Here is a 25,536-nt window from a genome sequence, read left to right on the forward strand (position 1 = left end):
CCGACTTAGGAATTGCGAAAAGCGCAACTCAAGCGGCGGGCTGAGAATGCGGATCAGGATCATCGGAACCGGGCGAGCCGTACCGGCTCGATGCGTGACCTCGCGCGCCCTCGACGCGCGGCTGGGGTTTGGCGACGGACATTTCGAGGCCGCGACCGGCGTCATCGAACGCTATGTCTGCGACGCCGAATCGCAGGTCGACCTTGCTTGTGCCGCAGCCCGTCTGGCGCTTGCCGATGCCGAACTTGAGGCAGGCAGTGTCGATCTGGTCATCGGCGGTTGCGGCGTGCCTTATCAGCCGTTGCCGTCGACTGCTCCGCTGGTCATGCAGCGCCTCGGCCTTGCCGATGGGTCGGCGGCCGCCTTCGACGTCAACAGCACCTGCCTCGGTTTCCTCACAGCCTTCGAGACCGCGTCGCGCCTGATCGAGGCCGGGCAATGCCGGACGGCGCTGGTGTTCTCGTCTGAAATCGCCTCGCGCGCCCTGCCGTGGCAGGACCAGCCGGAAATTGCGGCCCTCTTCGGCGATGGCGCGGCGGCCGCCGTGCTGCAACAGGCCCCAAGCGAGGGTCGGGTCGCGGCCAACCTGATGCGCACCTACCCTTCCGCCTATGAGGCCTGCAGCATCGGCTCCGGTGGCACCCGGTTCGACTTTCATCGTGAGCCTGAGGAATTCGCCCGCCACAGCCTGTTCCACATGGAGGGTAAGGAACTGTTTCGCGTCACGTCACGCCATTTCAACGGCTTTGTAGCGGAGTTGCTCGATCGCGCCGGCTGGCGGCACGACGATGTCGACCTCGTCGTGCCGCATCAGGCGAGCCCTTTGGCGCTCGCCCACATGGCGCGCCAGACCGGCTTCGCCAGGGAAAAGCTGGTCGACATCGCGGCGCGCTACGGCAATCAGATCGCCGCTTCCATCCCCTTTGCGCTCGACGTCGCGCGCCGCGAACAACGCATTGTGCCCGGCGCCAAAGTGCTGTTCCTCGGCACCTCGGCCGGCGTGTCGTTCGGCGGCATGGCGCTGGAAGCATGACCGTGGGACGCGTCCTCGTCACCGGCGCCAGCGGCTTCCTCGGCGCGCATGTCATGGCGCGGCTGGCTGCACTGGGCACACCGGCGCTGGGTCTTGGCAGGGACGCCAAACGCTGCGCGGCGCTCGAAGCCGCTGGTCATCGGGTCGTTCGGCTCGATTTGTCTCAACCATTCGATGCAGCTGCCGCGCGCGCTCTCGACGGCGTCGATGCGATCATCCACTGCGCGGCACTTTCCGCGCCCTTCGGCAGGTTGGCGGATTTCCAGACGGCAAATGTCACAGCTACCCGCAACCTCAGCGATTTCGCGCGCCGGCAAGGCGTGCGCCGCTTCGTCCATATCTCCAGCCCGACGGTCTGTTTCGCCTATCGCGACCAGCTCGGAGTTTCCGAGAATGCGGCCTTGCCCCCTCCGGTCAACCACTATGCCCGCACCAAGCGGCAGGCCGAGGAGATCGTGCTGGCGGCGCCTGAGATCAGCCCGGTGGTGCTGCGGCCGCGCGGCCTCTACGGTCCCGGCGACCGCACGCTGCTGCCGCGTCTGCTGCAGGTGGCACGGCAGCGCCCGCTGCCGCTGTTTCGCGACGGCAAGGCGCGCATCGATCTCACTTATATAGAGGATGTCGTCGATGCGGTGCTTGCCGCGCTGTCCGCCGGCAGCGCTGCCGAGGGACAGATATTCAACATCTCCGGCGGCGAAGTGGTGCCGGTCCGCCGCATTGCCGAGGCGGCCTGCGCCCGCGCCGGCGTGCAGCCGCGCTGGCGCAGAATGCCGCTCTGGCCCGCCATGCTGGCGGCCGGGATAGCGGAGACGGTAGCGAATATATTGCCCGGCCGCCCGGAACCGCCGGTGACGCGCTACGGTCTTGGCCTGTTCGCCTATGCGCAGAGCCTCGATCTTTCCAAGGCAGGCCGCATCCTCGGCTGGGCGCCGAAAGTGTCGTTCGAGGAAGGGCTCGATCGCACATTCGGCAAGGCGACGGAAAGCAGGGAGGCTGCGTGAAGATCGTCTTCGCCAACAGCGCCTCTGTCAGCGCAGCCGAGCGCCTGATCCTGCGCGGCGGCAGCTGGGCGAAGGTCAGGCTACGTGTCCGCTACGGCCTGATCATGCATCCACAGGCCGGCCCCGTACTGATCGATACCGGCTACACGCCGCATGTGACACAAGGCAGTGGGCGCAGCACGGCGCTGCGTCTTTACAGTGCGATCCTCCGGCCCCAGCTCAACGAAGCCGAGCAGCCGCTCGCGGTACTGGCGCGCTTCGGCCTCTCGCCGCAGGACGTGCGCACCGTCATTGTCACGCATTTCCATGCCGACCACATGTCGGGCCTGTCGCTGTTTCCCAACGCTCGGCTTATCGCCAATGACACCGCCTGGGCGCGGGCGAAGGCCAAGACTTCCCGGCAGAATCTGCGCCATGGCGTCTTCAAGGAACTGTTCCCGTCTGACTTCGAGGCCCGACTCGACGGGCTGTCGTCGAAGCGGCAGGTCGAGCCGCGTGGCGGCGTACCGGACGGCGCCGATCTGTTCGGCGACGGCAGCGTCGTCGCAGTCGATCTGCCCGGCCATGCCGATGGCCAGTTCGGCCTTTTGTTCCCCAATCTGGAGCGGCCGCTGCTCTACGCCGTCGATGCGCAATGGCTGATCAGAGCATTGGTGGAAAACCGAACTCCCGGTCTGCCTGCAACCCTGCTGGCCGAGGATGCCGCCGCGATCGAGCCGACCAGCGTAATGTTGCGTCGGTTTCTGGCGACCGGCGGCGAGGTTGTTCTTTGTCATGATCCGGCGGTGACGGCCTACGATGTGGCCGGAGAGAGCGCGTGAACGGGCCGGCCGAAGCGATCCGCTCGTTTGCGCTGACGCAATGGGTTTCGCGCAAAAGCCGCGAGAGTCTCGAGCGCTGGCAGGCGCAAGCCTTGCGCCGCTTTCTCGACCGCGACCTGCCGCGCGCGCCGTTCTACGGCAAGGCGCCGCGTCTTCTCGGCGACCTGCCGGTGACCGACAAGGCGACGGTGATGGGCAATTTCGAGCGCTTCAACATTCATGGCGTCTCGGCCGCCGAGGCCTGGAAGGCGCAGGCCGGCGATAGCCGCATTGGCGAGCTGACTGTCGGCTCCAGCACCGGCACGTCGGGCAATCGTGGCCTGTTCGTCATTTCCGAGGCGGAAAAATACCGCTGGCTGGGCACCATCCTGGCCAAGGCCGTGCCCGATCTGCTCTGGCGCCGGCAGCGCGTTGCGGTGATCCTGCCGCAAAACACCGGGCTCTACGATAGCGCGCGCAAATCGCGGCTTATCGACCTGCGCTTCTTCGATCTGACGCGCGGTCCGGAGAGCTGGCGCGGCGCTCTCGAAGATTTCGCGCCGACGGTGATCATCGCGCCACCGAAGATACTGCGACACTTCGCGGCCGAGGGCTTTCGGCTCAAGCCGCAGCGTGTCTTCAGCGCCGCCGAAACGCTCGACCCGGTTGACCGGCCGGTCATCGAGGCATTCTTTGGTCGTCAGCTCGACCAGATCTACATGGCGACGGAAGGGCTGTTCGCCGTCACCTGCCGCCAGGGCGGGCTGCATCTGGCCGAGGATTCGGTGTTCTTCGAGTTCGAACCGGCCGGCGACGGCCTGGTCATGCCGCTGATCACCGCCTTTCGCCGCCGGACCCAGATCATGGCGCGCTACCGGATGAACGACTTGCTGCGGCTGTCCGAAAAGCCATGCCGCTGCGGCTCGCCGCTGCGCACGCTGGACGAGATCGTCGGCCGCATGGACGACGCTTTCCGGCTCGCCTCGCCGCACGGGCAGCTCCTCGTCACGCCCGACATACTACGCAATGCGGTGCTCAAGGCCGACCGGCGCATCGACGATTTCCGCCTGGTCCAGACCGCTGAAGATGCAATCGAACTCAGCCTGGCCCCCGGGCTTGCCGACGAAGCCGCCACCGCCGCCCATCAGTCCGTGCGCAATTTGCTGGCGGCGCGCCAGGCGACAGCTTCGGTCAGCCTTGTTCGCAGGGACCTGCCGTTGGAGACCGGCCGCAAACTGCGTCGGGTCGAATGCCACCTGGGAGCGGCATCATGAACCGGCTCGCTATGTTGCCACTCGATCAGACGAACCGGGTAGAAAACAACCCGCGTGAGGTCGAAGCCTTCGTTCAGCTTTTCAACGAGGTGCCGGTGCGCGACCTCGTGCGCAATCTGACAGTGGCTGTCGAAACCTTCGAGATCGCCGGCCGCTCCTTTCCGCTGACGCTGAACGACAGAAGCGAAGCGCCGAACTGCTACATCTGCTGCCCGTCCAGCGCCTATATCGACTATGCCATCGACGAGACCCGCAATTTCGTCTCCTCGCCCTTGCTGCAAAAAACGATGCGGATGCTGATCGGCCTGTGCGCGCCGCTGGTCAGGATGAGCGGCCTTGACCATCAGGTTCAGGTCAACAACTGGCTCTATTCGACCAATCCGGTGCCGCTGCTCGATCGCAACGCGGTCGCGGCGATGCGCGACGATCTCACCGCGCGTTTTCCCGATCGCGCTGTTCTCATCCGCTCCCTGAACGAGATCGCCGATCCCTCGACAATCGCAGTGCTGAAGGCGGAGGGTTTTCGAATGCTGGCGGCGCGGCAGATCTACATCTTCGCAGGCGACGGTTCGGCCATGACCAACGACATGAAGCGCGACCGCAAGCGGCTGCCCACGACGCCTTTCGAGCAGGTCGGCAATGGCGACTTCACCGAGGCCGACTATGCGCGCGCCGAAGCGCTCTACCGGATGCTCTATCTCGACAAATACACGCCGCTCAACCCGCACTACACGGCCCGCTATATCGGCGAGACGCACCGTCGCGGCATCCTGCAACTGGCAGGCCTGCGTCGTCCCGGCGGTGAACTGGTCGCCGTCGCCGCTTTGTCTCAGAACGGCAGGACACTGACGCAGCCCATCGTCGGCTACGACACCGGCCTCCCGGTGAGCGAAGGCCTTTACCGCATGATGATGGCGCTGGCGCAGGATCATGCGATGGCGCACAGCCTGTTCTTCAACATGAGCGCCGGTGCCGCCGCCTTCAAACGCTTGCGCGGCGCCGTGGCGACGGTGGAATACAACGCCGTCTATGCTGCCCATCTGCCGCGCCGCCAACGCATGGCGGTGCGGATCATGGAATTTGTGCTCGCGAAGATCGGCATTCCCCTGCTCAGGAGATTTGAACTTTGAGCGACACCCGGCAGCAGAAAGACAAAGACTATTGGCAGGCGGTGATGCGGTCTGCCGACATCAAAGCCAAGCCGAAGCGCATCCTGTTCGACGGCGCGCCACTGGTGCTGTTCCGCTCGGCGAAAGGCATTGCCGCCCTCTTCGACCGCTGCGCTCACCGCCTGGTCGAACTCTCGACCGGCAAGGTCGTCGGTGGCGAGATCGAATGTCCCTATCATGGCTGGCGCTACAATGGGGAAGGGCGCTGCACCGCCATTCCCGGCCATGTCGGCGACGTCCCGCATTACCGTATCCGCCGCTACAGCGCGATCGAGCGCGACGGCGTCGTCTTCGTCTCGGCAGGCACGCCTGAGGGCGAGCCCTATCTCCATTGCATGCAAGGCAAGGATGTCGTCGTGAAGCGGGTGCGAAGCTCGGCGCGATCGACGGTGCTCGACGCCGCCGAGAACATTCTCGACGCCACTCACACCCACTTCACCCACAAGGGTGTGCTGCGCGGCCTGACCGCAAAGCGCCATCTCGTGCGCGTCGAGGTGACCGGCGGCAAGGGCTGGGTCGAAAGCTGCTACACCGGCGAGGACCGCCAACAGGGGCTGGTCAGCCGGCTGCTGGAAGGCGAGCGCGCCAGGACCATCGGCCGCTACCGCCATCCCGGCATCGTCGAACTCGAATATTGGGGCAAGGGCGGCCTGGCGCTGGCGACCACTTTCCATTTGCGTCAGGCGGACGAACGGACCGTCGAAGGCGTCGGCTGGCTGATCGGCCCGCGACAGGGCCTGTTCGGCGAACTCAAGGCGCTTGCTTTCCGGCCGCTCTTTGCCTTTGCCCTGCAGCAGGATCGCCATGTGCTGAAATCGGCCAGCGACAACGCCCGTATATCGCCGCAGGTTCAGCCGGCGATCGGCCCGCTGGATTTCCTGCGCCGCGACATAGCGGCGATCATCGACGGCAAGATGCCACCGGCGGCGGCAGAGCCGCGGGTGCACCAAATCGAGTTGTAATCTAAAGTTCACGGCACTTGATTCCAGTTCTGCTGTAAATTATAGTTCACGGATGATCGAAGTTCGATCCACTGACGAATTCCGAAAATGGCTCAGAGGGCTCACGGACATTCGCGCCGTAAAGAAGATCACCCAACGGATTGTCCGCGTTCAGGCTGGGCTGTTGGGAGATGCCAAGTTCTTCGATGGCATAGGAGAATTGCGCGTAGATTACGGTCCGGGATACCGCGTGTACTTCGTCCGGCGCGGCAACACGGTCATTATCCTGCTCTGCGGCGGTGACAAAGGCTCGCAGGACAGGGACATCGGAAAAGCCAGGAAAATGGCAAAGGAAGTTTGATATGACCCTCAGAACCACACCATTCGACGCCGCCGAATATCTTGATGATGCTGAGTCTCAAGCCGAACTGCTCGCTGATGCGTTCGAGACCGGGGACGCGACTTATATTGCGCACGCCCTCGGCATTGTCGCGCGCGCCCGCGGCATGACAAGCATAGCGAAGGACGCCGGCGTGACCCGAGAGGCACTCTACAAGGCGCTGAGCGAAAAGGGCGATCCGCGCCTCAGTACATTGCTGGGCGTAACCAAGGCGCTTGGCCTGCAATTGTCCGCAAAGCCAGTTAATCCCGTTTAGGCAACCTTAGCAGGACTTACGCACTCAGCTGAAAACGGGAAGTTCCGCTTCAACTCGACTAATCCTGCTCCGGCCCGTTCCACTCGATATCGCGCGTCGACGCGGCCTGAAGGCTGATGCGCTGGCTGATCGCCGTCCCGGCGATCTCGGCCAGCGTGCGCCACTGCGCCCGCTTCGGCGCGGGGTCGCCCGGCCAGTCGAGCAGCTCATCGGCATCGTGCATCGCCTGGCGAAAGCTGCCGAGACCACCGGAGCGCAGTGCCGCCGGCATCCCGTAGATCCACATCGCCAGCCTCACCGTCTGCGGCGCCGTCACGTCGGGCTTCACCTCGGCGCCATCCTCCAGGACCGCGTCGGCGAAGCGCCGCGGATCGCGAAAGAAGTGCAGGCCGCTCACGGCGCGCGGATTGCACTCCAGTGGCAGCACCCTGCCGTTGTTCTCGCGCATCAGGTCGAAGGATATCTGGCCGGTCCAGCCGGCGCCGGCGACGAAGGTTTCGACGAAGCGCCGCGCCGCGATATCCTCGACCGGCTCGAAACAGATGCCGGCGCCCTTGCCGGCGCGATAGAGCGAACGGTAGAGCGCCAGCGCTTTGAGTTCACCCTCGATCGCCACCGCATAGGCGCTGATCTCTTCACCGGCGATGTAGCGCTGCGCCACCCAAGGAGCGGCGGGCGAGGGGCGGACCGCGTCGAGTTCGTCCGGCGATGGCCGCAGCAGTACGTCACGGGCAAAACGTGACCACACAGGTTTGAACACCAATTCGCGCGATTGGCCACGAACGCCGTCGAGATCGGCCTCGCTTTGCAGCAGTATCGTTTCCGGCACGTCGAGCCCAAGGCTCTGCGCCAGCCGGATGAAGGCATGCTTGTCGTGAACGCGGGCGAGCATCGCCATCTCGGGTGCGAAGAGGCGGGCCGGCATGGCGCGGTGCTGCCAGAGACGACCGAGATAAAAGACTTCCTCGCAGGTCGGGATAACGAGTTCGATGCCTTCCGCGCGGACAAGCGCTTCCACCGCCTTGGCATAGGCGTCGGCGGCAAAGCGCGGCGGCGGCAGGCGATGGTAGGCGGCGCAGGCCGTGCTCGCTGCGGCGATCGGCCGGGCCGGGCTGTCGGCCAGGATCACCCGGCGACCGGCGCCATGCAGCAGCCGCGCCAGGTGCAGCGCCACCGGCGCGCGGGCGCCGGTGATCAGCACGGTGCTATTGGGCATGAGCCACCGGCATCGGTTGGAAAAGACGAGTCGATGCTTCTGCGGAAGGCTTCATTCGCCATAAGTGCCACATGGCTTGCGTGCCGACAACGCACTCCACAAAGGTGGCTCCGCTGCGTCAGCCATCGCTTTTTGGCCTTCGGGGCGTTATTGGCAATCTGTCGAACACCCGGATCTCCTCAATGCGCTTTCTGTTTGTCCTGATACTGCTTGCCGGCGCCGCCATTGGCTTCGTCTATCCCTGGGCCATGAGCAATTTCTCCGGCCACGAGATCGGCACCTGGCGCGTCTACGACCAGGGACGGTTTAGGCCTGTGACGGTGACGCTGAAAGCTGGCGACGCGCCGGTCAGAGTGCTGGTCGACCTGGCGGCAAAGGCCGAGCGCATTGTCTCGCAGCAGCGCACTGTGCTGACGCTCACTGCCGCCACAGCCGGCCGCACGGTGCTTGCCTCGACGCTGCAATTCAACCACGCCGACAATCCGCGCCAGGTCAGCCCACAACTGCCCGACAAGATCTTTCGCGACGAGGCCGGCGTGATCGAAACCGTCAGTCCCGGCGCCTATCTCTTCACCGCCGGCCCGGGCGACGCCGACGATATCCCGATACGCGCGGTGGATCTGATACTGCGCTCCGGCGCCGGTGAGATCGATCAACGCGCACGGCCGGTCGGCTATGGGCTGATGGCAGTCGGCCTGATCGGCTTCCTGCTTACTCTGGCTTTCGGCGGTCGCCGGCCGGAGAACCCGAACTCGAAGCCGCCACCGCCGCGTTGGGGCAGAGGCTCCTCGACATGAGCGCGGCATGAACTACCGTCACGCCTATCACGCCGGCAATTTCGCCGACGTCGTCAAGCATGTCGTGCTCAGCCTTCTGCTCGACTATCTGAAGCAGAAGGACAAGGCCTTCCGTGTCGTCGACACTCATGCCGGCATTGGCCGCTACGATCTGTCATCGGCGGAAGCGCAAAAGACCGGCGAATGGCAAGGCGGCATCGGCCGCTTGATCGACGCCCCGATCGAAAAATCGGCGGCTGCGCTGCTTGCCCCCTATCTTGAAGCGGTGCGTTCGCTCAATCCCGATGGCGGGGTGAAGAAATATCCGGGCTCGCCACTGATCGCCAGGCACCTCATGCGAAAGCAGGACCGGTTGTCGGCGATCGAACTGCACGAGGCAGATGCTGCCAGGCTGAAGACGCTGTTTGCCGGCGATTTCCAGACAAGGGTGATCGAACTCGACGGCTGGCTGGCGCTTGGCGCGCATCTGCCGCCGAAGGAAAAGCGCGGCCTGGTGCTGATCGATCCGCCGTTCGAGGAAGCCGGCGAATTCGACCGCCTGGTCGATGGCATGCAGAAAGCGCACAGGCGCTGGCCGGGTGGCATCTACGCGCTGTGGTATCCAATCAAGGACCGCAAAGCGATCATCGCCTTCCGCAAGGCGCTCAAGCAATCCGGCGTTCCAAAACTGCTCGACATCGAGTTCGAGATCCGGCCGGCATCGCGTGAACCAAGCCTCGACGGCAGCGGCATGGTGGTGGTCAACCCGCCCTTCACGCTGGAGCGCGAACTGCGCATCGTGCTGCCGGTCCTGCACAGATTGCTGGCGGTCGAAAAGCCGGCGCACTGGTCGCTGGAATGGCTGGCCGGGGAGTAGCGACGCTTGGCAGCGGGCGACGCCCGCGGCAAAGACACAAAGTCGTCGCTAGAAGATTTGACGGTGGCGCCATCCGCGAATGCTCAGCTGTGTTCAACGAACCGAAACCATGGAGATGCACATCTAATCGGCTTGGCGTTGACGCTAATTCCCAGAATCAGATAGATAGATGTCTAATTATTAGATTTCGAATCGAAAGCCAAGATCGACAAAAAAGGAACTGGTCAACGCGATAGGCTTCGCGATGTCGCGCTGGCAGGATGCCGTCGAAACGTTCGATGGGACAGTTGCCGAAATCTATGTGCTGAGCGCGGCCGAGCGCCGCTGTCTCGGCGCGATCAGTCACGGCCCGCGGCCGGCAAACGTCGTAGCGAGGGAGACAAATCTCACGCCGGCGGCGGTTACGACGTTGATCGACCGGCTGGAAAAGCGCGGCTTCGTCAGCCGTCAGCCGGATCCCGATGACAGGCGCAAGGTCATGGTCGCGGCGGGCAAGAAGACCGAGGAACTCGTCCGGCGCTGCTACCATCCGATCCTCGAGGCGGGCGCCGCATTGCTCGGCGGCCGAGATGCAGTTTTTGCTCGGCTTATCAAGAGGTCGAAGCGATGCAGAAGGCGCAGACCGAGAGGGTGCGCGGCAAAGCAAAACCGGTGCGTTGAGAGAAGGCATCGGAGGATGGTCCGGCGAAACGCCGGTCCGGTTTCAAGTGTGTACTGTCAAGGAGACCCTATGCCCCGCATGATCTTCGTCAACCTGCCCGTCGCCGATCTCGCTGCGTCGATGGCATTCTACAAAGCCCTCGGCTTCGACAACAACCCGCACTTCACCGACGACACCGCAGCCTGCATGGTGCTGAGCGAAACGATCAACGTCATGCTGCTCACCCACGCCAAATGGCGTCAGTTCACCGATCGCCCCATCCCGCCGGCCACCTCGAGCGAGGTCATGCTTGCCGTGTCCTGCGACAGCCGCGCGGCGGTCGATGCGATGAACGAGGCGGCGGCGAAAAATGGCGGCGCCGCCGACATCAACGCCCAGCAGGATTATGGCTTCATGTACAATCGTAGCCTGGCCGATCCTGACGGCCACGTCTGGGAAGCGATGTGGATGGACCCGGCCGCCATACCGCAGGGCGACGCCAAGCAAGGCTGAACCGGGTTTCGGCGGCCCGCCGGCCATGGGCAGGCCGCTTTTCCTAATGGGCAAGGCGAGCTTTTTCAAAGGTCAGGACGTGGTTTCGCAGCTTCGCACCGGAAAAACCGGTTGCGGAGCGGGAAACCATCGGCAGCGCGACCGCTTGACCGCGCGCCGCCGAATCCGCAAAGTGGGCGCAGTCGACCTTTGAGAGGCTGCCATGACTCGCTTTGCCAAATCCGCTCTTGCTGCCCTGATTTCGCTTTGCACGCCGCTGGCCGCACCCCTCGGCCAGCCAGCACAGGCCGCCGACCTTTCCGTCTATTCCGACGAGGACAGCGGCGTTTGCGGCGAGGCCTGGGTGCTAAGCAAGATCTCCAACCGCTTCTCCTACCAGGTGCATCACGTGCCGCATCTGCCGGATGTTTCGATCACAGATTTCCAGCGCATCCACCAGCATCGCTATCTCCCGGCCAGCGAAGAATGGCCGATCGGCCGCCGCTATTGCGGCGCCACCGTCAGCCTTTCCGATGGCCGCGCCCGCACCATCTGGTACTTGATCGAGGAAGGCCAGGGTTTTGCCTCGATCGGCGACAATGTCGAATTCTGCGTCTCGGGCTTCGACCGCTGGATGGTCTACAACGGCCGCTGCCGCGTCCTGCGCTAAGGTCGGATAAGAACCGCCGTTGAACCTGCCATTTCCCGCAAGGGGGAGATCTGATGTCGCTCCGGTTTCGCCAATCTCCGAACTGCTGCCGCTGCCTCACACCGCCTTCCCACCAGACACGTAAGCGCAGATCAGCTCGACCAACTGCTTCTGCAGCTCCGGCGCGTCGAGCATGTCTCGCCGCGCGGCATTGTGGATGACGCCCTCGACCGCTGAGGACAGCACCCGGGCCACGGTCTCATTGTCCTTTCTGCGCCTGCGATATTGCGCCACCGCCGCCGTGTAGTGATCAAGATAGCGCGACTGGAACGAGGCATGGGCGGCGCGTGAGCCGCGATCGCCCGGCGCCTCGTCGAGCAGCACCTGATGCAGCGTCGGATGGATGCTGTGCGCATCGATCATGCCGCGCACCAGCTCCTGCGCGAATCGTTTGAGCGGCTTGTCGCCTTCTGTTGATTCGGCGATCACCGACAGCACCTGATCGAAATGTCGCCGGCGAATTGCTTCGACCAGCGACAGCTTGTCGGGAAAATATTGATAGAGCGAGCCGATGCTGACGCCGGCCGCATCGGCCACCTTGTTGGTGGTGAAGCCGGCCCAGCCGAGCGCGCTTAGAACATGAGCACCGGCTTCGATGATCGCCTCGACCGTCGCTCTCGAACGCGCCTGGCGCGGCTGCTTGCGCATGCGTGAGCGCGGCTTTGCAATGCGAGTAGACATGTCTGCTCCAGCAGCCAAGAATATAGATAATATACTCACATTTTTTGCAAAGGATACAGACCATGGACGCGCTGGATTTGCTCCGCAGCCTCTTCGTTTATCAAGCCTGGGCGAATGGTGAATTGCTGCAGAAGCTTGCGGGCCTCGACCAGCAGGAGCATGTCGATCAGCGCCACACGGCGACCCGTCTCATCAACCACAACCTCGTCGTATCGAAGATATTCGCCGCGCATCTTTCCGGCACGCGTCATGGCTATGCGTCCGACAACACCGTGGACACGACAGCACTCGATGAATTGAGCGCTGATGTCGCTGCGATGGATCGTTGGTATCTCGACTATATCGAAGCCGTCTCGCCAAAGCTCATGTCAGAGCCTGTGCCTTTCACCTTCACCGACGGCGACAGGGCGATGATGTCACGCCAGGAAATGCTGACCCATGTCGTCACGCATGGCGGCTATCACCGCGGCGAGATCGGGCGGATCCTGATGCAGATCCGGCATTGCGCCGCCGTGGGATGCGTTTGCCGTCCACCTCCACCACGCCGAGCCTTGCGCCGGCTGCAGGTGCGCGAGCGGGTTGGCGCTTAGGGGCCTGCACCCCTTGGCTTCCAAGGGATCGCGGCTTCCCGGGAGGAGGATTCCCCGATCTTTCGTTTCCCATTTCCGTTTGGCATCTCTTGCGCCGAAGCGGCGATCTCCCTTCTCGTCGGGGAGACGTCCGACACAACAGGCTGTCCCTTCAAGTGCTGTCTTTCCTGGCTTCCGTCCACCCACTCGCAATATACGAGTAAAAAGCTCGCGTTCACTTTAGTGCTGTTCCTGCGACCGCTGGGATGAAGCAAGATCAGCCTCTGCGGTGCGATGATTGTTGCCATCCGATAGGTCGCCGATGACCGCGTGAGATCGACGGCGTTGCAAGAGAATGTGAGCTTGACGAGAAGATCGTGTGAGTCTCGATATCAGAGATTTCTCTCGCAACAGTTCGCTGCGAAGCGGGAAGATTCTTTGGCGATTTCTGTGCCGATCATTGCGATAATGCTCTCAGCGTAACCGAAACTTAATTTGCGAAATTCTATGTAATGCTTCGCTGGCTAGATACGCACGAGTCAGATATGCATTAGCTCGCCGGGTCACTCACGGCCATCGGCACAAACGCAAGGGGCATCGCATGGCAAAGACCACGACGAAGGCGCCGGCGGCGAAAGCGCCGGCAAAGAAAGCGGCACCGAAAGCTGCCGCGAAACCTGCAGCAGTAAAGAAGGCAGCACCGAAGGCAGCGGCAAAGCCGGCTGCCAAGGCAGCGGCAAAGCCGGCAGCTAAGGCAGTAGCAAAACCCGCCGCCAAGGCAGCAGCGAAACCCGCCGCCAAGAAGCCGGCCGCCAAGGCTGTGGCGAAGCCTGCTGCGAAGGCAGCAGCCAAGCCCGCCGCCAAGAAGCCGGCAGCCAAGGCAGCGGCAAAACCCGCCGCCAAGGCTCCGATGAAGGCCGCCGCCGCCAAGTCGACGGCAGCTGTGAAGAAGGCTGCACCGGCCAAAAAGCCAGCCGCCAAGAAGAAGTAACAGCGGTCCATCTCAAAGCTCCCGGGAACTTTGCCGACTGGCAAATTCCCGGGAGCTTTTTTGTTGTGATTTAGGTCTCGTTTTGATCCACGTCGTTCTCTCGCAATCGACGCCAATTCTATGCGACATGCATTGGCGACTTCATTGTCGGCGGATTGGCCGCCTGGTTTTGCCCTTCTGGCAGTTGCCCCTCAGGTAAGATCGGCCAACACTAAGGCGGTCGCATCCGATGGGGTTCAGGCGACGCGCTCTAGACCTTTGTTTTACGCGCGTCGTTCTCAAGACCGGAACCGCATTTTTGAGCGACATGCACTGGCCGTCCGAAAACAGGAAACCGATCATGCCGAAGCTGCTCTACGCGTCCTCATCCCCCTACAGTTCCAAGGTGCGCATGGCAGCACTCCATGCCGGCATTGCCGTCGAGCTGGTGCCGGTCAAGACCGAGGACAAGCCTGCTGAACTGATGTCAGCCAATCCTCTCGGCAAGATTCCGGTGCTGGTGCTCGACGACGGCCGCTCGATCCACGACAGCCGCGCCATCACCCAGCATCTCAACCGCGCTTCGAAGAGCCTGTTGTTGCCGCGCAATGCCGACAAGCGCCTCGAGGCCGAAGTGCTGGAGGCGCTGGCCGACGGCATATGCGACTGCGCGCTGTCGATGGTCTATGAGCGGCGCACGCGTCCGGAGGAGATGGTCTATCAACCCTGGCTCGATCGCCAGTGGACCAAGATCACCGCCGCACTCGATTTCCTCAACGCCAATCCGCCGAAGCTGCCGAAGAAGATCACGCTTGGCCAGTTGGCGTTGCGTGCCTGCCTCGGCTACCTCTCTCTGCGCTTCGCCGGCAAATGGGAAAAGGGCCGGGGCCGCCTGACCCGCTGGGCAGCGCGTTTCGATGAGAAGTTTCCGGGGCTGAAGGTGGCTGTGCCGGCCTGACGGGCGAAACAAAAAAAGCCGGGCGCGAGGCCCGGCTTTCTTGTGTCGTGGCTTGAACGACAGTTAGAACTTCATACCGACGCCGAAGGTGACGCGGTTGTCGCTCTCTTTGACCTTGGTGCCGACACTGTCGAAGCTCTTGGAACCGAAGTCGGTGTATCGGTACTCGACACGGCCGAACACATTGTCGGTGAGCTTGATGTCGGTGCCGACGCCTGCGGTCCAGCCGAGCATGGTGTTGTCGTCGCTGCCCAAGGGGGTCGAGACCTTCTGGTTCTTCAGGGCGCCGCCGCCGGTGCCGTAGAGCAGGATTTCCGGGGTCACGGCGTAACCCAGACGGGCGCGCAGCGAGCCTTCGAAGCCGCCCTTGGAATTGACGCCGCCGCTGTCACCCTTGACGCCGTTGTAGCCGAGATCGGCTTCAGCACCGTACACGAAGTTTTCCTGCTGCCACTGGTAGCCGCCGAAAACGCCGCCGACAAAGCCCTTGGTCTTGATATCGGGGCCGCCGTCGTGGACTTTGGCATGACCGCTGAAGCCGTAGCCGGCGCTGAGACCGGCATACGGGCCGGCCCAGGAAGCGACGGGGAGCTCGGCGATCGGTGCCGGTGCCGGGGGCTCTTCCGAGACGACGTCGGCAGCAAAAGCGGTACCGCTCAGGGCGAAGAGCCCCAGCGCAACCGCGAGCGGCGCGAATTTGAGATTGGTTTGCATTGTTGTTTACTCCTTAAGCCACAAGACACGTAGGCTTGTTTGTCCTGAGCGCCATCAACCCGTCCGGGGGGTGAAACGGATCTGGCACTCAACGGTTCCGAATGTCGTGTCAAAATGCGGCGGCAGCGAACCTGAAAATGGGTCATTCCCCGGCACGAATGAGGCCGAAGCTTGACGTTGCATCTTCGCAACAGCGAAATGTCAGTACGCAGGCGATGCTGCACTGCACTCGGCTTGGTGCAACGGGTTCAGCGTCCTATATTGCGGTCCTGCCGACCCGAATCCGGGGCGGTCCAGGCGGTGAAAAAGCCGTTTCGCCACATTCCTGCCCCAGGTGGAAACGGTATTTAACCCCTGGGCGCGTCACAATGTGCCGGCTGGCGGAATTGAGGCGCAGATTGAGGATTGACAGATGATCGAAGCCGCCGGAACGGCGCTGGTGACGGGCGGGGCGAAGCGGATCGGCAAGGCGATCGTCGAGGATCTGGCCGCGCACGGTTTTGCCGTCGCCATCCACGCCAACCGCTCGACCGCCGAGGCCGACGCGCTGGCTGCGAGCATCAGGGACGGAGGCGGCCGCGCCGGCGTGGTAGCCGCCGATCTGACCGACATGGATGCGGTTGGCGATCTCGTCGGCCGCGCCGCGGCAGCGCTCGGCCCGGTCACGCTTCTTGTCAACAATGCGTCGCTGTTCGTCGACGATAGCGTCGAGGACTTCGACTGGGCGGCATGGGACCTTCACTTCGCCATCCATGTGAAGACGCCGGCGCTGTTGGCGCAAAACTTCGCCCGCGCCTTGCCGCAAGGGCAGGAGGGGCTGATCGTTAACATCATCGACCAGCGCGTCTGGCGACCGACGCCGCGCTATTTCTCCTATGCGCTGTCGAAGTCGGCCTTGTGGACGCAGACCGAAATGCTGGCACAGGCGCTCGGTCCGCGCATCCGCGTCAACGCCATCGGTCCCGGTCCGGCGCTGAAGAATGCCCGCCAGGACGATGATGATTTCCAAAAGCAGGTCGATGGCCTGATTCTGAAGCGCGGCCCGCAATTGGCCGAATTCGGCGCCACCATCCGCTATCTCTGGGAGGCGCGCTCGGTGACCGGCCAGATGATCGCGCTCGACGGCGGCCAGCATCTTGCATGGCAGACGCCGGATGTGACAGGCATGGTGGAATGAGTCCCGCAGACCAGAAACACAAGACGCGCGCCGGCGCCGCCGACGATATGCCGCCCGACATCGAGCTTGAGGATGAAGCGGTCGAGGAGATCGTCGAGCCCGAGGCCACCGGGCCCGATGTCGCCTTCACAGCGATAGACTGGGCGCCGCATGCCGGCGACGCCGACGGCATGGTCGGCGCGGAGGTCATCCAGACATTGGTCAAGCGGCTGCCCAATGCGCCCGGCGTTTACCGCATGATGAACGCTGCCGGCGACGTGCTTTATGTCGGCAAGGCGCGCAGCCTGAAGAAGCGGGTGACCAACTACGCGCAAGGCCGGTTCCACACCGCCCGCATCGGCCGCATGGTGCGCGAGACATCGACGATGGAGTTCGTCGTCACCCGCACCGAAATCGAAGCGCTGCTGCTCGAGGCCAATCTCATCAAGCGCTTGCGGCCGCGTTTCAATGTGCTGATGCGGGACGACAAGTCGTTCCCTTACATCCTGTTGACCGGCGATCACGTCTCGCCCGGCATCTACAAGCATCGCGGTGCGCGCTCGCGCAAGGGGGACTATTTCGGACCTTTTGCGTCGGCCGGCGCGGTCGGGCGCACCATCAATTCGCTGCAGCGCGCCTTCCTGCTCAGGAGCTGCACCAACTCCTTCTACGAAAACCGCACCCGGCCGTGCCTGCTCTACCAGATCAAGCGCTGTGCCGGTCCCTGCACCGGCGAAATCTCGCATCGCGACTATGCCGAGCTGGTCAGCGAGGCGAAGGATTTTCTGTCGGGCCGCAGCCAGAAGGTGAAGACCGAAATCTCTGCCGCCATGCAGCAGGCCTCGCAGGAGCTCGATTTCGAGCGCGCCGCCATTTATCGCGACCGGTTGGCTGCACTGTCCCATGTGCAGAGCCATCAGGGCATCAACCCGGCCACGGTCGACGAGGCCGATGTCTTTGCCATCCATCAGGAGGGCGGCCAGGTCTGTATCCAGGTGTTTTTCTTCCGCACCGGCCAGAACTGGGGCAACCGCGCCTATTTCCCCAAGGCCGATCCGGCACTGGAGGGGGCGGAAGTGCTGGGCTCGTTCCTGGCGCAGTTCTATGACGACAAGCCGACGCCACGGAACATCCTTCTGTCGCGAGGCGTCCAGGATCAGGAACTGTTGGCCGAAGCGCTGTCCACCCGCGCCGGCCGTAAAGTGTCGATCTCGGTGCCGCAGCGCGGCGAGAAGAAGGATTTGACCGACAACGCGCTGCAGAATGCCCGCGAGGCGCTCGGCCGCCGCCTGGCCGAAACCTCCACGCAAGGCCGGCTGCTCGCCGGCTTTGCCGAGACCTTCGGCCTGCCGAAGCCGCCGGTGCGCATCGAGGTCTACGACAATTCGCACATTATGGGCACCAACGCCGTTGGCGCCATGGTCGTCGCCGGGCCGGAAGGGTTTGTGAAGAACCAGTACCGCAAATTCAACATCCGCTCGACCGAGATCACGCCCGGTGACGATTTCGGCATGATGCGCGAGGTGATGGAACGGCGCTTTTCGCGGCTGCTGAAGGAACATGGCGATGTCGTTCCCGACGACGCGGCAGCCGGTGGAGCAGGCGACGACATCGAGGAAGACATCTCCGGCAGCTTCCCGGCCTGGCCCGACGTCATCCTGATCGATGGCGGCCAGGGCCAGATGAGCGCGGTGCGCAAGATCCTCGCCGACCTCGGCATCGAGGATCGCGTGGCGGCCATCGGCATCGCCAAGGGCCAGGACCGCGATGCCGGCCGCGAGCGTTTCTTCGTCAGAGGCAGGGACTCGTTTTCGCTGCCCGTCCGCGATCCCGTGCTCTATTTCGTCCAGCGGCTGCGCGACGAGGTGCATCGCTTCGCCATCGGTTCGCACCGCGCGCGGCGCAAGAAGGAATTGGTCAAGAGCCCGCTCGACGAGATCGCCGGCATCGGTCCCGGTCGCAAGCGCGCGCTGCTGCTGGCCTTCGGCACTGCCAAGGCGGTCAGCCGCGCGGCAGTCGAGGATCTGGTCAAGGTCGACGGTATTTCAGAGCAGGTCGCCAAGCTCGTCTACAATCATTTCCATGAGAGCTGAGCGCCGGTGACGCCGCTGTCCCGATCAAATGGCAGCAGCCGTTCTTTTCTCGCAGGCCACTCGAATCCCGGCAATCGCGCGCTATTTTCGTCTGGCCAATCGAATCTCGCCTGTTGACCCCCTACATCCGGTTCTGATTTGAGTACGCAGGCAGAAAGAGTCCCTGAGATATGGCCAAGCGCGCGTTCAACCTGCCCAACATGCTTACCTATGCCCGCATCGTCGCGGTGCCGCTGGTGGTGCTGTGCTTTTTTCTCGAGGGGCATCTGAAATCGAGCGACTTCGCCCGCTGGTCGGCGTTGATCATCTTCCTGCTGGCTTCGATCACCGACTATCTCGACGGCTATCTGGCGCGCGCCTGGCAGCAGACGTCCAACATCGGCAAGATGCTGGACCCGATCGCCGATAAACTGCTGGTCGCCACCTGCCTGCTGCTGCTCGCCGCCGATACCGACCGCCATGCCGGCATCGCAGGCTGGTCGTTGTGGGCGGCAATCATCATCCTGTGCCGCGAAATCCTGGTTTCGGGGCTGCGCGAATATTTGGCGGCATTGAAAGTCTCGGTGCCGGTGACGCAGCTCGCCAAATGGAAGACCGCCATCCAGATGGTCGCCATCGCCTTCCTGCTGGCCGGGCCTGCCGGCGACAAGATCTTCCCGCTGACCACGCAGACCGGACTGGTGCTGCTGTGGATCGCAGCCCTCGTCACGCTCTACACCGGCTACGACTATTTCCGCGCCGGCCTCAAGCACATCATGGACGAGTGAGATGTCGACCAGGCTCATTTATTTCGCCTGGGTGCGCGAACGGATCGGCAAGCCGGAAGAGGATGTCGAACTGCCCGCCGGTATCGAGACGGTGGCCGACCTCCTGCGCTGGCTGAAATCGCGTGGCGAGGAATATGAGCACGCGCTGCAATATCCTGATGTGATCCGCGTCGCCATCAACCAGGAACATGTCGAGCATCGCGAGAAGATAGCCGGCGCGCGCGAGATCGCGCTGTTTCCGCCGATGACCGGGGGCTGACACCATGTCCGGCGCGCCGACGGTGCGCATCCAGCGCGACGATTTCGACGTTGCCGCCGAGATCGCGAAACTGACCGAGGGTCGCGCCGACATCGGCGCTGTAGTGTCCTTCTCAGGACTTTGCCGCGACGAGCAGGGCCAGCTGTCGGCCCTGGAACTCGAGCACTATCCCGGCATGGCCGAGGCCGAAATCACCCGCATCGCCCGCGAGGCGCTTCAGCGCTGGCCGCTGCAAGGGCTGACCGTCATCCATCGCCACGGCAAGATCGCACCGGGCGAAAACATCGTGCTGGTGGTGGCAGCGTCCTCGCACCGGCAGGCGGCGTTCGAAGCGGCCAATTTCCTGATGGATTTCCTGAAATCGCGTGCACCCTTCTGGAAGAAGGAGCACCGCGTGGACGGCACCGATGGCGGCTGGGTCGAGGCCAAGGACGCCGACGACCAGGCTGCGGCGCGCTGGAAGGCGCGGCCCGAATAAATCTCGGCGCAGCCATGTATTGACCGCATTCCCTTGGCCAAATCGCATCGGCCAAAAAGGGAGCAAGGGCATGCTGGACAGGATCGCCGAATTCTTCGTCTTCGGTTTTGTGCCGCTGGTTATCGGCGTTCTGGCCGTTCCCGAGCCTTCCGTCGCCGCCGAGAAAACCCTGAAGGGCGAGGTGATGTATCGCGAGCGCATCGCGCTGCCGCCCAACGCCGTGCTGTCGGTTCAACTTGCCGATGTATCGCTGGCCGATGCGCCGGCCGCCATTGTCGGCGAGCGCAAGGTAGCGCCGGCCGGCCAGGTGCCGATCAAGTTCGAGATCAGCTTCGATCCAACGGTGATCCGGCCCAACATGACCTATGCGCTGCAGGCGCGCATCACCGCCGACGACAAGCTGCTGTTCGTCACGGACTCGCGCTATCAGGTCGATCCGCTCAGCGAGGCGCCGCAGGCCATTGTGCTGAAAATGGTGGCGCCGAGCGACAAGCCGACCTCGGCCTCGCTGTTCGGCCAGAGCTGGCTAGTCGAATATATCGACGGTATCGGCGTGATTTCGGAGCCGCAGGCGACGTTCCGGGTCAGCGAAGCCGGCAAGGCGGGCGGCAGCGGCCCGTGCAACGCCTATTTCGCCACCGCCAAGGTCGATGGCGAGACCATCGTCATCAGCGACATCGGCTCGACCTACAAGGCCTGCGCGCCGGAGATCATGGCCGAGGAAAAGGCGCTGTTCGAGGCGCTCGCCAAGGCGGCGTCGTACCGTGTCGATGGCGGCAAGCTGATCATCGCCGACAAGGACGGCCACGACATCTTGCGCTTCAACGCAGCGAGCTAAGAATCAAGACTGCGGCGGCGGGGGCGCCGGCGTCAGGCCGAACCGGCGCATCAGGTCCATCAGCCTGGTGCGGTCTGGCGGGCCGCCAGTGCTGAAGATGGCGAAGGCCTCGCGAAAATATTCCGGGCCGATCGCCGCCGGTGTCACCACGCACAGCACCTTGGCGGTCGCGGCGGTGTCGTTGTCGAAGCGATGGACCGCGCCGCGCGGAATGCACAGCGCCTGCCTAGGCCCGATATCGTGCCGGTGTCCGTCGACGGTCAGCGTCAGCACGCCTTCGATCCCGTACATCGTCTCTTCATAGTGATCGTGGCTGTGCGCCGGGGCGGGCAGGCGCTGCGAGCCGGCGACCGTCAGTTCGAAGGCGGCGATGCTGCCGTTCGACTGGTCGCCGGTAAGCAGGAAGCGCACGGCAAGGCCGCCATGGCTGATTGTCTCGTCGGCCGGATTGACGCTGATCTGGCTAGCTCTGTCTAGCATTTCATCCTCCCACGTGGTAAATTGAATTTACCGAAATGAGTAAACTCAATTTACCAGAGTGTCAATGCCATTATCCGCGGAAGAACCGCCAAAGAAGCCACCGCTGATCGGTGCACTGCTGCGCGTTCCGGCCATGGCCATTCACCGCAAGCTGATCAGGGATCTCAGGGCGTCGGGTTTCGAGGACCTCAGCCCGCCGCATATGGCGGTGATCCAATATCCCGGCCCGGATGGCCTTCGGCCGAGCGCGCTCGCCGAGCGCGCCGCGATGAGCAAGCAGGCCATGAATCAACTGCTGAAGACGCTGGAAGCGATGGGTTATATCACTCGCTCGGCGGCGCCCGATGAGAGCGGCGGGACCGTCGTCCACTTCACCGACCGCGGGCGCGCCGCATACCAGAAGATGGCCGACATCCTGCTCGACGTCGAGCGGGAATGGGCGCAGGAGCTTGGGCAGAAGCGCTTCACCGAGCTGAAAACGCTGCTCGGCGACCTCTGGGACACGCCGCTGATCCGCTAAGGGAGCGGGCCAAAAACAAAAAGCCGGGGTTTTGCCCCGGCTTTCATAGTCAAACCTGTCTATCGGCTCAGCCGACGATCTCGGTGTCGGAGAACCAGTACTTGATCTCCTGCGCGGCGGTTTCCGGCGCGTCGGAGCCGTGCACGGAATTCTCGCCGATCGACAGCGCGTGGACCTTGCGGATGGTGCCTTCGGCGGCGTTGGCGGGGTTGGTCGCGCCCATAACTTCGCGGTTCCTGGCAATGGCGTTTTCGCCTTCCAGAACTTGCACGATGGTCGGCGCCGACGACATGAATTCCACCAGTTCGCCGAAGAACGGACGATCCTTGTGGACGGCGTAAAAGCCTTCGGCCTCGCGGCGGCTCATCCACACGCGACGTGAGGCGACGACGCGCAGGCCGGCCTCTTCCAGCATCCTGGTGATGGCGCCGGTAAGATTGCGCCGGGTCGCGTCCGGCTTGATCATGGAAAAGGTGCGTTCGAGCGCCATGGGGTCGTCCTTGTCTTGAGATGGAAAGTCTTGAGATCGGAATGTGGAGTGGCGGGCTCTATACAAGCCGCCCGGCCCATTGCCAAGGGGACGCGCCCCGGCAGCGTTATTCGGCCGCGACCGCCCGCATGGCTGTTCGCAACGCTCTGGTCAAAGGCAAGGCTTTGCGGGAAAATGGCGATTGCGCAGGCACGCACGGTTTCGAACGGAAATCAGCGGAACGGAAAGACATCGGACCATGTTTGACGGGACGCGCTGGCCTACCACCACCTCAGGCCGGGCGACATAAAAGGGAGCCTATTGATTATCGGCATTTTTGCTGCCGTGGGCCTTGTTCTGCTGCTCCTTCTGGGTCGCCGCACAGATACGAATTTCGGTTTCGGGCCTGAATGGCAGTGCACTCCGATGCCGAAGGGCGACCCGATCTGCGTCAAGCTCATCGCCAAGGAAGAGACGAAGTGATGGGCAGCTTTACCGCCTGATCACTACCGGCGGCCGCCGGCGCTCCCAGCCCTCGCGCTCCAGCGTCGGCATCTCATGCTCCTCGCTGGGATAGCCGAGGCAGAAATAGCCGATCAGCGTCCACTCAGGCGGGGTGTCCAGGATTACGGCCATCTCGGCGGCGTCGAGGATCGACACCCAGCCCATGCCGATGCCTTCCGCCCGCGCCGCCAGCCACAGTGTGTGCACCGCCATGACGGCCGAATAGTCGATGGTCGCCGGCATGGACATGCGGCCGAGCCCGTGGCCCTGTTGCGTCGTGCGGTCGGCGAAAACCGCGAACTGGCAGGGCGCTTCATTGAGACCGGCGAGCTTCAGCCGGGCATAGAGAGCGGCGCGCTCGCCCGAAAAGCATGCCAGCGCTTCGGCATTGCACCGCTCGAAACAGTCTCTCACCGCGCCCCGCCGCTCGGCGCTCTCGACCACCACGAAGCGCCACGGCTGGCTGAGACCGACGGACGGCGCGATGCTGGCAAGCTCCAGCAGCCGCTCCAGCGTACCCTCGGGCAAAGCCGTCCGCTCGAAGCGCCGCACATCCCGGCGCCAGCGCAGCAGCGTGACCAGCCCGGCGCGAAAATCATCGGTGAAATCGGGGGGTGGTGGCATGGCGATCAGGAGACTTGTGTGGGCAGTAGGCAGTAGGCAGTAGGCAGTAGGCAGTACAGCGCTCAGACCCTATTGCCTACTGCCTATTCCCTAAGCTGCTGCCGCCGCCTCCTTCCAGCAATGCCGGTTGAGCGGACGAGTCGCGTCGTGTCCGACGAGTTCATAGAACAGAATGGTCATTGGCGGCTGCGTCCTCGCGGTCTAATTAGGCGCCTGCGGCTGAAGCGGAACTCGTCGGCGGGAAAAAGATGAAACAGCATTTCATGATGTTCGCGGCCTACAATCAATGGGCCAATGGCCGCATCTACGATGCCGTCGCCGCACTTGACGAAGAAGAGTTCAACCGCGATGTCGGCGCATTTTTCGGCTCGATGATGGGCACGCTCAACCATCTGCTGGCCACCGACCGCATCTGGATGAAACGCTTCACCGGCGAGGGCGACGCGCCGGCAAAGCTCGACGCCATCCTGCACCGCGCATTGCCTGGCCTAAAGCTGGCGCGTGAGGCCGAGGACAGGCGGATCGTCGACTGGGTCGGCGGTTTGACCGAAAAGGCTTTGTCCGGCCGCTTCTCCTACATGACCGTTTCCGACATGCGCACCGTCTCGCAGCGGCTGGCGCCGGCGCTGGGACACGTCTTCAACCACCAGACCCATCACCGCGGCCAGGCGCATACCATCCTGACCATTCTCGGCCGGCCTTCGGTGCAGCTCGACCTGGCGTTTTTCCAACGCACCGACGAAGGCCGCGCCTACGCCTGATCTCCTGACCGCGCTTCCCGTTTAAACGCACGGGAGCGTTAACCGGTGCATTTGCGCGGCCGTCGATGCCCGGCACCAGCTCTGGATCCAAGCCGGGTTTTGAGGACCCTGTCGGCACAACGCTGCCAGGTGACTGGGCCAGGTGGCTGGGCTGTCAGTGGCCCGCCTTTTGTGGGCCTTCGGCTCCAGGCCGCCGCAGCCACAACCCGCTCCAACTCCGGTGGAATTTCTGTCGAGAGAATTAAACAAAGTTTAAATATTGAAGCAAAAACATATTTTTTTTTAGCAGACCAGTGCACGCCTTGAGAACTACAATCCTTATTCTTGGAAAAAATAAAGAAACTATAAGGAAGACTCGTGCGTAGCTGTGAGTGCATAAGCATATGTCTGCTTTGGTTTGCTGGCATGTTGCAATGCACAAAGCAGAACGGCAACAAGGAGAGTGTCATGGTTAATATCACTCAAAAAATCGCTAGAACACTGGCGGCGGGTGCAATTATCGTCATTTTTGCCGCTCCCGCGAATGCAGGCGGCGGAATTGGCGTCGGTGTCGGCGCATCTATCGGTGGTGCTGGCGGCATCAATGCCGGTGTTGGCGCTTCGATCGGCGGCAGCGGCGGGGTCAAGGCCGGTGCCGGCGCCTCGGTTGGCGGCAGCGGCGGTATCAAGGCGGGTGCTGGCGCAACGGTCGGCGGCAATAGCGGCGTTACAGCAGGCCTCGGCGCCTCAGTCGGCGGTAGCAGCGGCATCAAGGCTGGCGCTGGCGCGACGGTCGGCGGAGCCGGTGGCATCAAGGCCGGTGTTGGGGCCACGGTCGGCGGCAGCGGAGGTATCAATGCCGGTGTCGGCGTCAACGTCGGCAGCGGCATCAACGTCGGTGTCGGCGTCGGCATTGGCGGAACGCCGGGCACGCCCGGTACCCCCGGCACTCCAGGAACTCCTGGAACACCAGGCACCCCTGGGACACCCGGTATCGTCGCTAGCATGTCGAACAGCCAGCTGACACGTATGAAGAAGCGCTGCGTCGATGTGCTCGCCAGCGAGGGCACCTACGACAGCGATCTGCGGCAGCTATGCCTTATGATCTCGCGTCGCTGAGACAGGTTTCGCC

At 63.3% G+C, this 25,536-nt stretch carries 31 protein-coding genes and 1 pseudogene; 26 read left to right on the forward strand and 6 right to left on the reverse strand.

From position 1 onward, the window contains the following. Positions 1-94: 94 nt before the first annotated feature. From AC3EML_RS14455 to AC3EML_RS14490, 8 genes are read left to right on the forward strand one after another with little or no spacing between them, the layout of a single operon-like run. Positions 95-1,033 (forward strand): 3-oxoacyl-ACP synthase III family protein, encoded by a 939-nt coding sequence (locus tag AC3EML_RS14455; RefSeq protein WP_352521077.1) that lies wholly within the window; start codon positions 95-97, stop codon positions 1,031-1,033. Beyond that, the gene (locus AC3EML_RS14460) at positions 1,030-2,034 is read left to right on the forward strand and encodes an NAD-dependent epimerase/dehydratase family protein (RefSeq protein ID WP_352521076.1); all 1,005 of its coding nucleotides are present in this window, start codon (positions 1,030-1,032) and stop codon (positions 2,032-2,034) included. The genes AC3EML_RS14455 and AC3EML_RS14460 overlap by 4 nt, the downstream gene beginning before the upstream one ends. Continuing rightward, a complete protein-coding gene (locus tag AC3EML_RS14465) occupies positions 2,031-2,855 on the forward strand; it encodes an MBL fold metallo-hydrolase (RefSeq protein ID WP_352521074.1) in 825 nt (274 codons plus the stop codon). Before AC3EML_RS14460 ends, AC3EML_RS14465 begins: the two co-directional genes overlap by 4 nt. Beyond that, positions 2,852-4,108, forward strand: a complete 1,257-nt coding sequence (locus tag AC3EML_RS14470; RefSeq protein ID WP_352521073.1) for a F390 synthetase-related protein — start codon at positions 2,852-2,854, stop codon at positions 4,106-4,108. The genes AC3EML_RS14465 and AC3EML_RS14470 overlap by 4 nt, the downstream gene beginning before the upstream one ends. After that, a complete protein-coding gene (locus tag AC3EML_RS14475) occupies positions 4,105-5,238 on the forward strand; it encodes a GNAT family N-acetyltransferase (RefSeq protein WP_023689099.1) in 1,134 nt (377 codons plus the stop codon). The genes AC3EML_RS14470 and AC3EML_RS14475 overlap by 4 nt, the downstream gene beginning before the upstream one ends. After that, positions 5,235-6,239, forward strand: a complete 1,005-nt coding sequence (locus AC3EML_RS14480) for a Rieske 2Fe-2S domain-containing protein (protein ID WP_352521072.1) — start codon at positions 5,235-5,237, stop codon at positions 6,237-6,239. Before AC3EML_RS14475 ends, AC3EML_RS14480 begins: the two co-directional genes overlap by 4 nt. Before the next feature lie 52 nt (positions 6,240-6,291). After that, positions 6,292-6,579 (forward strand): type II toxin-antitoxin system RelE/ParE family toxin, encoded by a 288-nt coding sequence (locus tag AC3EML_RS14485; RefSeq protein WP_023672746.1) that lies wholly within the window; start codon positions 6,292-6,294, stop codon positions 6,577-6,579. Position 6,580: 1 nt separating this feature from the next. Next, positions 6,581-6,874: an addiction module antidote protein gene (locus AC3EML_RS14490; RefSeq protein ID WP_023672747.1), complete on the forward strand. Its 294-nt coding sequence runs from the start codon at positions 6,581-6,583 to the stop codon at positions 6,872-6,874. A 58-nt stretch (positions 6,875-6,932) separates the two neighbouring features. On the opposite strand, the gene AC3EML_RS14495 is transcribed toward AC3EML_RS14490, so the two are convergent. Beyond that, positions 6,933-8,090, reverse strand: a complete 1,158-nt coding sequence (locus AC3EML_RS14495; protein WP_352521071.1) for an ATP-grasp domain-containing protein — start codon at positions 8,088-8,090, stop codon at positions 6,933-6,935. Between the two features lie 182 nt (positions 8,091-8,272). Between AC3EML_RS14495 and AC3EML_RS14500 the strand changes: the two genes are divergently transcribed. The 5 genes and pseudogenes from AC3EML_RS14500 to AC3EML_RS14520 all read left to right on the forward strand — a co-directional run bounded on the left by AC3EML_RS14500 (position 8,273) and on the right by AC3EML_RS14520 (position 11,545). Further along, positions 8,273-8,887 (forward strand): hypothetical protein, encoded by a 615-nt coding sequence (locus AC3EML_RS14500; RefSeq protein WP_352521070.1) that lies wholly within the window; start codon positions 8,273-8,275, stop codon positions 8,885-8,887. A 7-nt stretch (positions 8,888-8,894) separates the two neighbouring features. Continuing rightward, entirely contained in the window at positions 8,895-9,743 is an 849-nt protein-coding gene (locus AC3EML_RS14505; protein WP_352521069.1) for a 23S rRNA (adenine(2030)-N(6))-methyltransferase RlmJ, read from the forward strand. Positions 9,744-9,987: 244 nt separating this feature from the next. Next, positions 9,988-10,170 (forward strand): annotated as a pseudogene (locus AC3EML_RS14510) (MarR family winged helix-turn-helix transcriptional regulator); the annotation flags it as partial. A gap of 303 nt (positions 10,171-10,473) precedes the next feature. Further along, the gene (locus AC3EML_RS14515; RefSeq protein ID WP_023684718.1) at positions 10,474-10,896 is read left to right on the forward strand and encodes a VOC family protein; all 423 of its coding nucleotides are present in this window, start codon (positions 10,474-10,476) and stop codon (positions 10,894-10,896) included. A gap of 202 nt (positions 10,897-11,098) precedes the next feature. Beyond that, the gene (locus AC3EML_RS14520) at positions 11,099-11,545 is read left to right on the forward strand and encodes a hypothetical protein (RefSeq protein ID WP_352521068.1); all 447 of its coding nucleotides are present in this window, start codon (positions 11,099-11,101) and stop codon (positions 11,543-11,545) included. A 96-nt stretch (positions 11,546-11,641) separates the two neighbouring features. Here AC3EML_RS14520 and AC3EML_RS14525 read toward each other — a convergent pair whose 3' ends face one another. Then, complete coding sequence (locus tag AC3EML_RS14525; RefSeq protein WP_488505242.1) at positions 11,642-12,265, reverse strand: TetR/AcrR family transcriptional regulator; 624 nt, start codon at positions 12,263-12,265, stop codon at positions 11,642-11,644. A gap of 62 nt (positions 12,266-12,327) precedes the next feature. Here AC3EML_RS14525 and AC3EML_RS14530 point away from each other — a divergent pair, with 62 nt between their 5' ends. From AC3EML_RS14530 to AC3EML_RS14540, 3 genes are all read left to right on the forward strand, one after another. After that, the gene (locus tag AC3EML_RS14530; protein ID WP_352521067.1) at positions 12,328-12,855 is read left to right on the forward strand and encodes a DinB family protein; all 528 of its coding nucleotides are present in this window, start codon (positions 12,328-12,330) and stop codon (positions 12,853-12,855) included. Positions 12,856-13,435: 580 nt separating this feature from the next. Continuing rightward, a complete protein-coding gene (locus AC3EML_RS14535; RefSeq protein ID WP_023673454.1) occupies positions 13,436-13,825 on the forward strand; it encodes a hypothetical protein in 390 nt (129 codons plus the stop codon). 340 nt (positions 13,826-14,165) lie between these two features. After that, complete coding sequence (locus AC3EML_RS14540; protein ID WP_023689091.1) at positions 14,166-14,762, forward strand: glutathione S-transferase family protein; 597 nt, start codon at positions 14,166-14,168, stop codon at positions 14,760-14,762. Positions 14,763-14,825: 63 nt separating this feature from the next. Here AC3EML_RS14540 and AC3EML_RS14545 read toward each other — a convergent pair whose 3' ends face one another. Then, positions 14,826-15,476 carry an outer membrane protein gene (locus AC3EML_RS14545; RefSeq protein WP_023743811.1) on the reverse strand — a complete coding sequence of 217 codons (651 nt, stop codon included), beginning with the start codon at positions 15,474-15,476 and terminating at the stop codon, positions 14,826-14,828. Between the two features lie 412 nt (positions 15,477-15,888). Between AC3EML_RS14545 and AC3EML_RS14550 the strand changes: the two genes are divergently transcribed. The 6 genes from AC3EML_RS14550 (at position 15,889) to AC3EML_RS14575 (ending at position 21,067) form a co-directional block, all read left to right on the forward strand. After that, on the forward strand, positions 15,889-16,653 hold the full coding sequence (locus AC3EML_RS14550) for an SDR family oxidoreductase (protein WP_023684725.1): 765 nt from the start codon (positions 15,889-15,891) through the stop codon (positions 16,651-16,653). Further along, positions 16,650-18,725, forward strand: coding sequence for an excinuclease ABC subunit UvrC (uvrC, locus tag AC3EML_RS14555; RefSeq protein WP_352521066.1), 2,076 nt, complete (start codon positions 16,650-16,652; stop codon positions 18,723-18,725). The genes AC3EML_RS14550 and uvrC overlap by 4 nt, the downstream gene beginning before the upstream one ends. Positions 18,726-18,895: 170 nt before the next feature. Beyond that, positions 18,896-19,492 (forward strand): CDP-diacylglycerol--glycerol-3-phosphate 3-phosphatidyltransferase, encoded by a 597-nt coding sequence (gene pgsA, locus AC3EML_RS14560; RefSeq protein ID WP_023673449.1) that lies wholly within the window; start codon positions 18,896-18,898, stop codon positions 19,490-19,492. A 1-nt stretch (position 19,493) separates the two neighbouring features. Next, positions 19,494-19,751, forward strand: coding sequence for a molybdopterin converting factor subunit 1 (gene moaD, locus AC3EML_RS14565; protein WP_023689089.1), 258 nt, complete (start codon positions 19,494-19,496; stop codon positions 19,749-19,751). 4 nt (positions 19,752-19,755) lie between these two features. Further along, the gene (locus AC3EML_RS14570) at positions 19,756-20,229 is read left to right on the forward strand and encodes a molybdenum cofactor biosynthesis protein MoaE (RefSeq protein WP_023733882.1); all 474 of its coding nucleotides are present in this window, start codon (positions 19,756-19,758) and stop codon (positions 20,227-20,229) included. Positions 20,230-20,299: 70 nt separating this feature from the next. Next, the gene (locus AC3EML_RS14575; protein ID WP_023814922.1) at positions 20,300-21,067 is read left to right on the forward strand and encodes a YbaY family lipoprotein; all 768 of its coding nucleotides are present in this window, start codon (positions 20,300-20,302) and stop codon (positions 21,065-21,067) included. 3 nt (positions 21,068-21,070) lie between these two features. Here the strand turns inward: AC3EML_RS14575 and AC3EML_RS14580 are convergent, their stop codons facing one another. Then, complete coding sequence (locus AC3EML_RS14580; RefSeq protein WP_023701902.1) at positions 21,071-21,547, reverse strand: cupin domain-containing protein; 477 nt, start codon at positions 21,545-21,547, stop codon at positions 21,071-21,073. Positions 21,548-21,611: 64 nt separating this feature from the next. Here AC3EML_RS14580 and AC3EML_RS14585 point away from each other — a divergent pair, with 64 nt between their 5' ends. Beyond that, positions 21,612-22,067, forward strand: coding sequence for a MarR family winged helix-turn-helix transcriptional regulator (locus tag AC3EML_RS14585; protein ID WP_023727329.1), 456 nt, complete (start codon positions 21,612-21,614; stop codon positions 22,065-22,067). Positions 22,068-22,134: 67 nt separating this feature from the next. Here AC3EML_RS14585 and ndk read toward each other — a convergent pair whose 3' ends face one another. Next, positions 22,135-22,557, reverse strand: coding sequence for a nucleoside-diphosphate kinase (gene ndk, locus AC3EML_RS14590; protein WP_023673443.1), 423 nt, complete (start codon positions 22,555-22,557; stop codon positions 22,135-22,137). 300 nt (positions 22,558-22,857) lie between these two features. Here ndk and AC3EML_RS14595 point away from each other — a divergent pair, with 300 nt between their 5' ends. Continuing rightward, positions 22,858-23,019, forward strand: coding sequence for a hypothetical protein (locus AC3EML_RS14595; RefSeq protein ID WP_023689085.1), 162 nt, complete (start codon positions 22,858-22,860; stop codon positions 23,017-23,019). Between the two features lie 9 nt (positions 23,020-23,028). Here AC3EML_RS14595 and bluB read toward each other — a convergent pair whose 3' ends face one another. Further along, complete coding sequence (bluB, locus tag AC3EML_RS14600; protein WP_352521065.1) at positions 23,029-23,664, reverse strand: 5,6-dimethylbenzimidazole synthase; 636 nt, start codon at positions 23,662-23,664, stop codon at positions 23,029-23,031. Positions 23,665-23,912: 248 nt separating this feature from the next. Between bluB and AC3EML_RS14605 the strand changes: the two genes are divergently transcribed. Continuing rightward, on the forward strand, positions 23,913-24,425 hold the full coding sequence (locus tag AC3EML_RS14605; RefSeq protein ID WP_023673440.1) for a DinB family protein: 513 nt from the start codon (positions 23,913-23,915) through the stop codon (positions 24,423-24,425). Between the two features lie 447 nt (positions 24,426-24,872). Further along, positions 24,873-25,523, forward strand: coding sequence for a hypothetical protein (locus tag AC3EML_RS14610; RefSeq protein ID WP_352521064.1), 651 nt, complete (start codon positions 24,873-24,875; stop codon positions 25,521-25,523). Positions 25,524-25,536 lie beyond the last annotated feature (13 nt).

The organism is Mesorhizobium sp. P170090 (assembly GCF_057786115.1).

What these genes read in the sequence shown, in the direction of transcription:
- AC3EML_RS14580 (WP_023701902.1), bottom strand. Translation starts at nt 21,547, where the DNA reads ATGCTAGACAGAGCTAGCCAGATCAGCGTCAATCCGGCCGACGAGACA.
- bluB (WP_352521065.1), bottom strand. Translation starts at nt 23,664, where the DNA reads ATGCCACCACCCCCCGATTTCACCGATGATTTTCGCGCCGGGCTGGTC.
- AC3EML_RS14495 (WP_352521071.1), bottom strand. Translation starts at nt 8,090, where the DNA reads ATGCCCAATAGCACCGTGCTGATCACCGGCGCCCGCGCGCCGGTGGCG.
- ndk (WP_023673443.1), bottom strand. Translation starts at nt 22,557, where the DNA reads ATGGCGCTCGAACGCACCTTTTCCATGATCAAGCCGGACGCGACCCGG.
- moaD (WP_023689089.1), top strand. Translation starts at nt 19,494, where the DNA reads ATGTCGACCAGGCTCATTTATTTCGCCTGGGTGCGCGAACGGATCGGC.
- AC3EML_RS14605 (WP_023673440.1), top strand. Translation starts at nt 23,913, where the DNA reads ATGAAACAGCATTTCATGATGTTCGCGGCCTACAATCAATGGGCCAAT.
- AC3EML_RS14485 (WP_023672746.1), top strand. Translation starts at nt 6,292, where the DNA reads ATGATCGAAGTTCGATCCACTGACGAATTCCGAAAATGGCTCAGAGGG.
- AC3EML_RS14540 (WP_023689091.1), top strand. Translation starts at nt 14,166, where the DNA reads ATGCCGAAGCTGCTCTACGCGTCCTCATCCCCCTACAGTTCCAAGGTG.
- AC3EML_RS14460 (WP_352521076.1), top strand. Translation starts at nt 1,030, where the DNA reads ATGACCGTGGGACGCGTCCTCGTCACCGGCGCCAGCGGCTTCCTCGGC.
- AC3EML_RS14520 (WP_352521068.1), top strand. Translation starts at nt 11,099, where the DNA reads ATGACTCGCTTTGCCAAATCCGCTCTTGCTGCCCTGATTTCGCTTTGC.
- AC3EML_RS14585 (WP_023727329.1), top strand. Translation starts at nt 21,612, where the DNA reads ATGCCATTATCCGCGGAAGAACCGCCAAAGAAGCCACCGCTGATCGGT.
- AC3EML_RS14545 (WP_023743811.1), bottom strand. Translation starts at nt 15,476, where the DNA reads ATGCAAACCAATCTCAAATTCGCGCCGCTCGCGGTTGCGCTGGGGCTC.
- AC3EML_RS14500 (WP_352521070.1), top strand. Translation starts at nt 8,273, where the DNA reads ATGCGCTTTCTGTTTGTCCTGATACTGCTTGCCGGCGCCGCCATTGGC.
- AC3EML_RS14570 (WP_023733882.1), top strand. Translation starts at nt 19,756, where the DNA reads ATGTCCGGCGCGCCGACGGTGCGCATCCAGCGCGACGATTTCGACGTT.
- AC3EML_RS14610 (WP_352521064.1), top strand. Translation starts at nt 24,873, where the DNA reads ATGGTTAATATCACTCAAAAAATCGCTAGAACACTGGCGGCGGGTGCA.
- AC3EML_RS14525 (WP_488505242.1), bottom strand. Translation starts at nt 12,265, where the DNA reads ATGTCTACTCGCATTGCAAAGCCGCGCTCACGCATGCGCAAGCAGCCG.
- AC3EML_RS14475 (WP_023689099.1), top strand. Translation starts at nt 4,105, where the DNA reads ATGAACCGGCTCGCTATGTTGCCACTCGATCAGACGAACCGGGTAGAA.
- AC3EML_RS14490 (WP_023672747.1), top strand. Translation starts at nt 6,581, where the DNA reads ATGACCCTCAGAACCACACCATTCGACGCCGCCGAATATCTTGATGAT.
- AC3EML_RS14515 (WP_023684718.1), top strand. Translation starts at nt 10,474, where the DNA reads ATGCCCCGCATGATCTTCGTCAACCTGCCCGTCGCCGATCTCGCTGCG.
- pgsA (WP_023673449.1), top strand. Translation starts at nt 18,896, where the DNA reads ATGGCCAAGCGCGCGTTCAACCTGCCCAACATGCTTACCTATGCCCGC.
- uvrC (WP_352521066.1), top strand. Translation starts at nt 16,650, where the DNA reads ATGAGTCCCGCAGACCAGAAACACAAGACGCGCGCCGGCGCCGCCGAC.
- AC3EML_RS14575 (WP_023814922.1), top strand. Translation starts at nt 20,300, where the DNA reads ATGCTGGACAGGATCGCCGAATTCTTCGTCTTCGGTTTTGTGCCGCTG.
- AC3EML_RS14530 (WP_352521067.1), top strand. Translation starts at nt 12,328, where the DNA reads ATGGACGCGCTGGATTTGCTCCGCAGCCTCTTCGTTTATCAAGCCTGG.
- AC3EML_RS14505 (WP_352521069.1), top strand. Translation starts at nt 8,895, where the DNA reads ATGAACTACCGTCACGCCTATCACGCCGGCAATTTCGCCGACGTCGTC.
- AC3EML_RS14550 (WP_023684725.1), top strand. Translation starts at nt 15,889, where the DNA reads ATGATCGAAGCCGCCGGAACGGCGCTGGTGACGGGCGGGGCGAAGCGG.
- AC3EML_RS14535 (WP_023673454.1), top strand. Translation starts at nt 13,436, where the DNA reads ATGGCAAAGACCACGACGAAGGCGCCGGCGGCGAAAGCGCCGGCAAAG.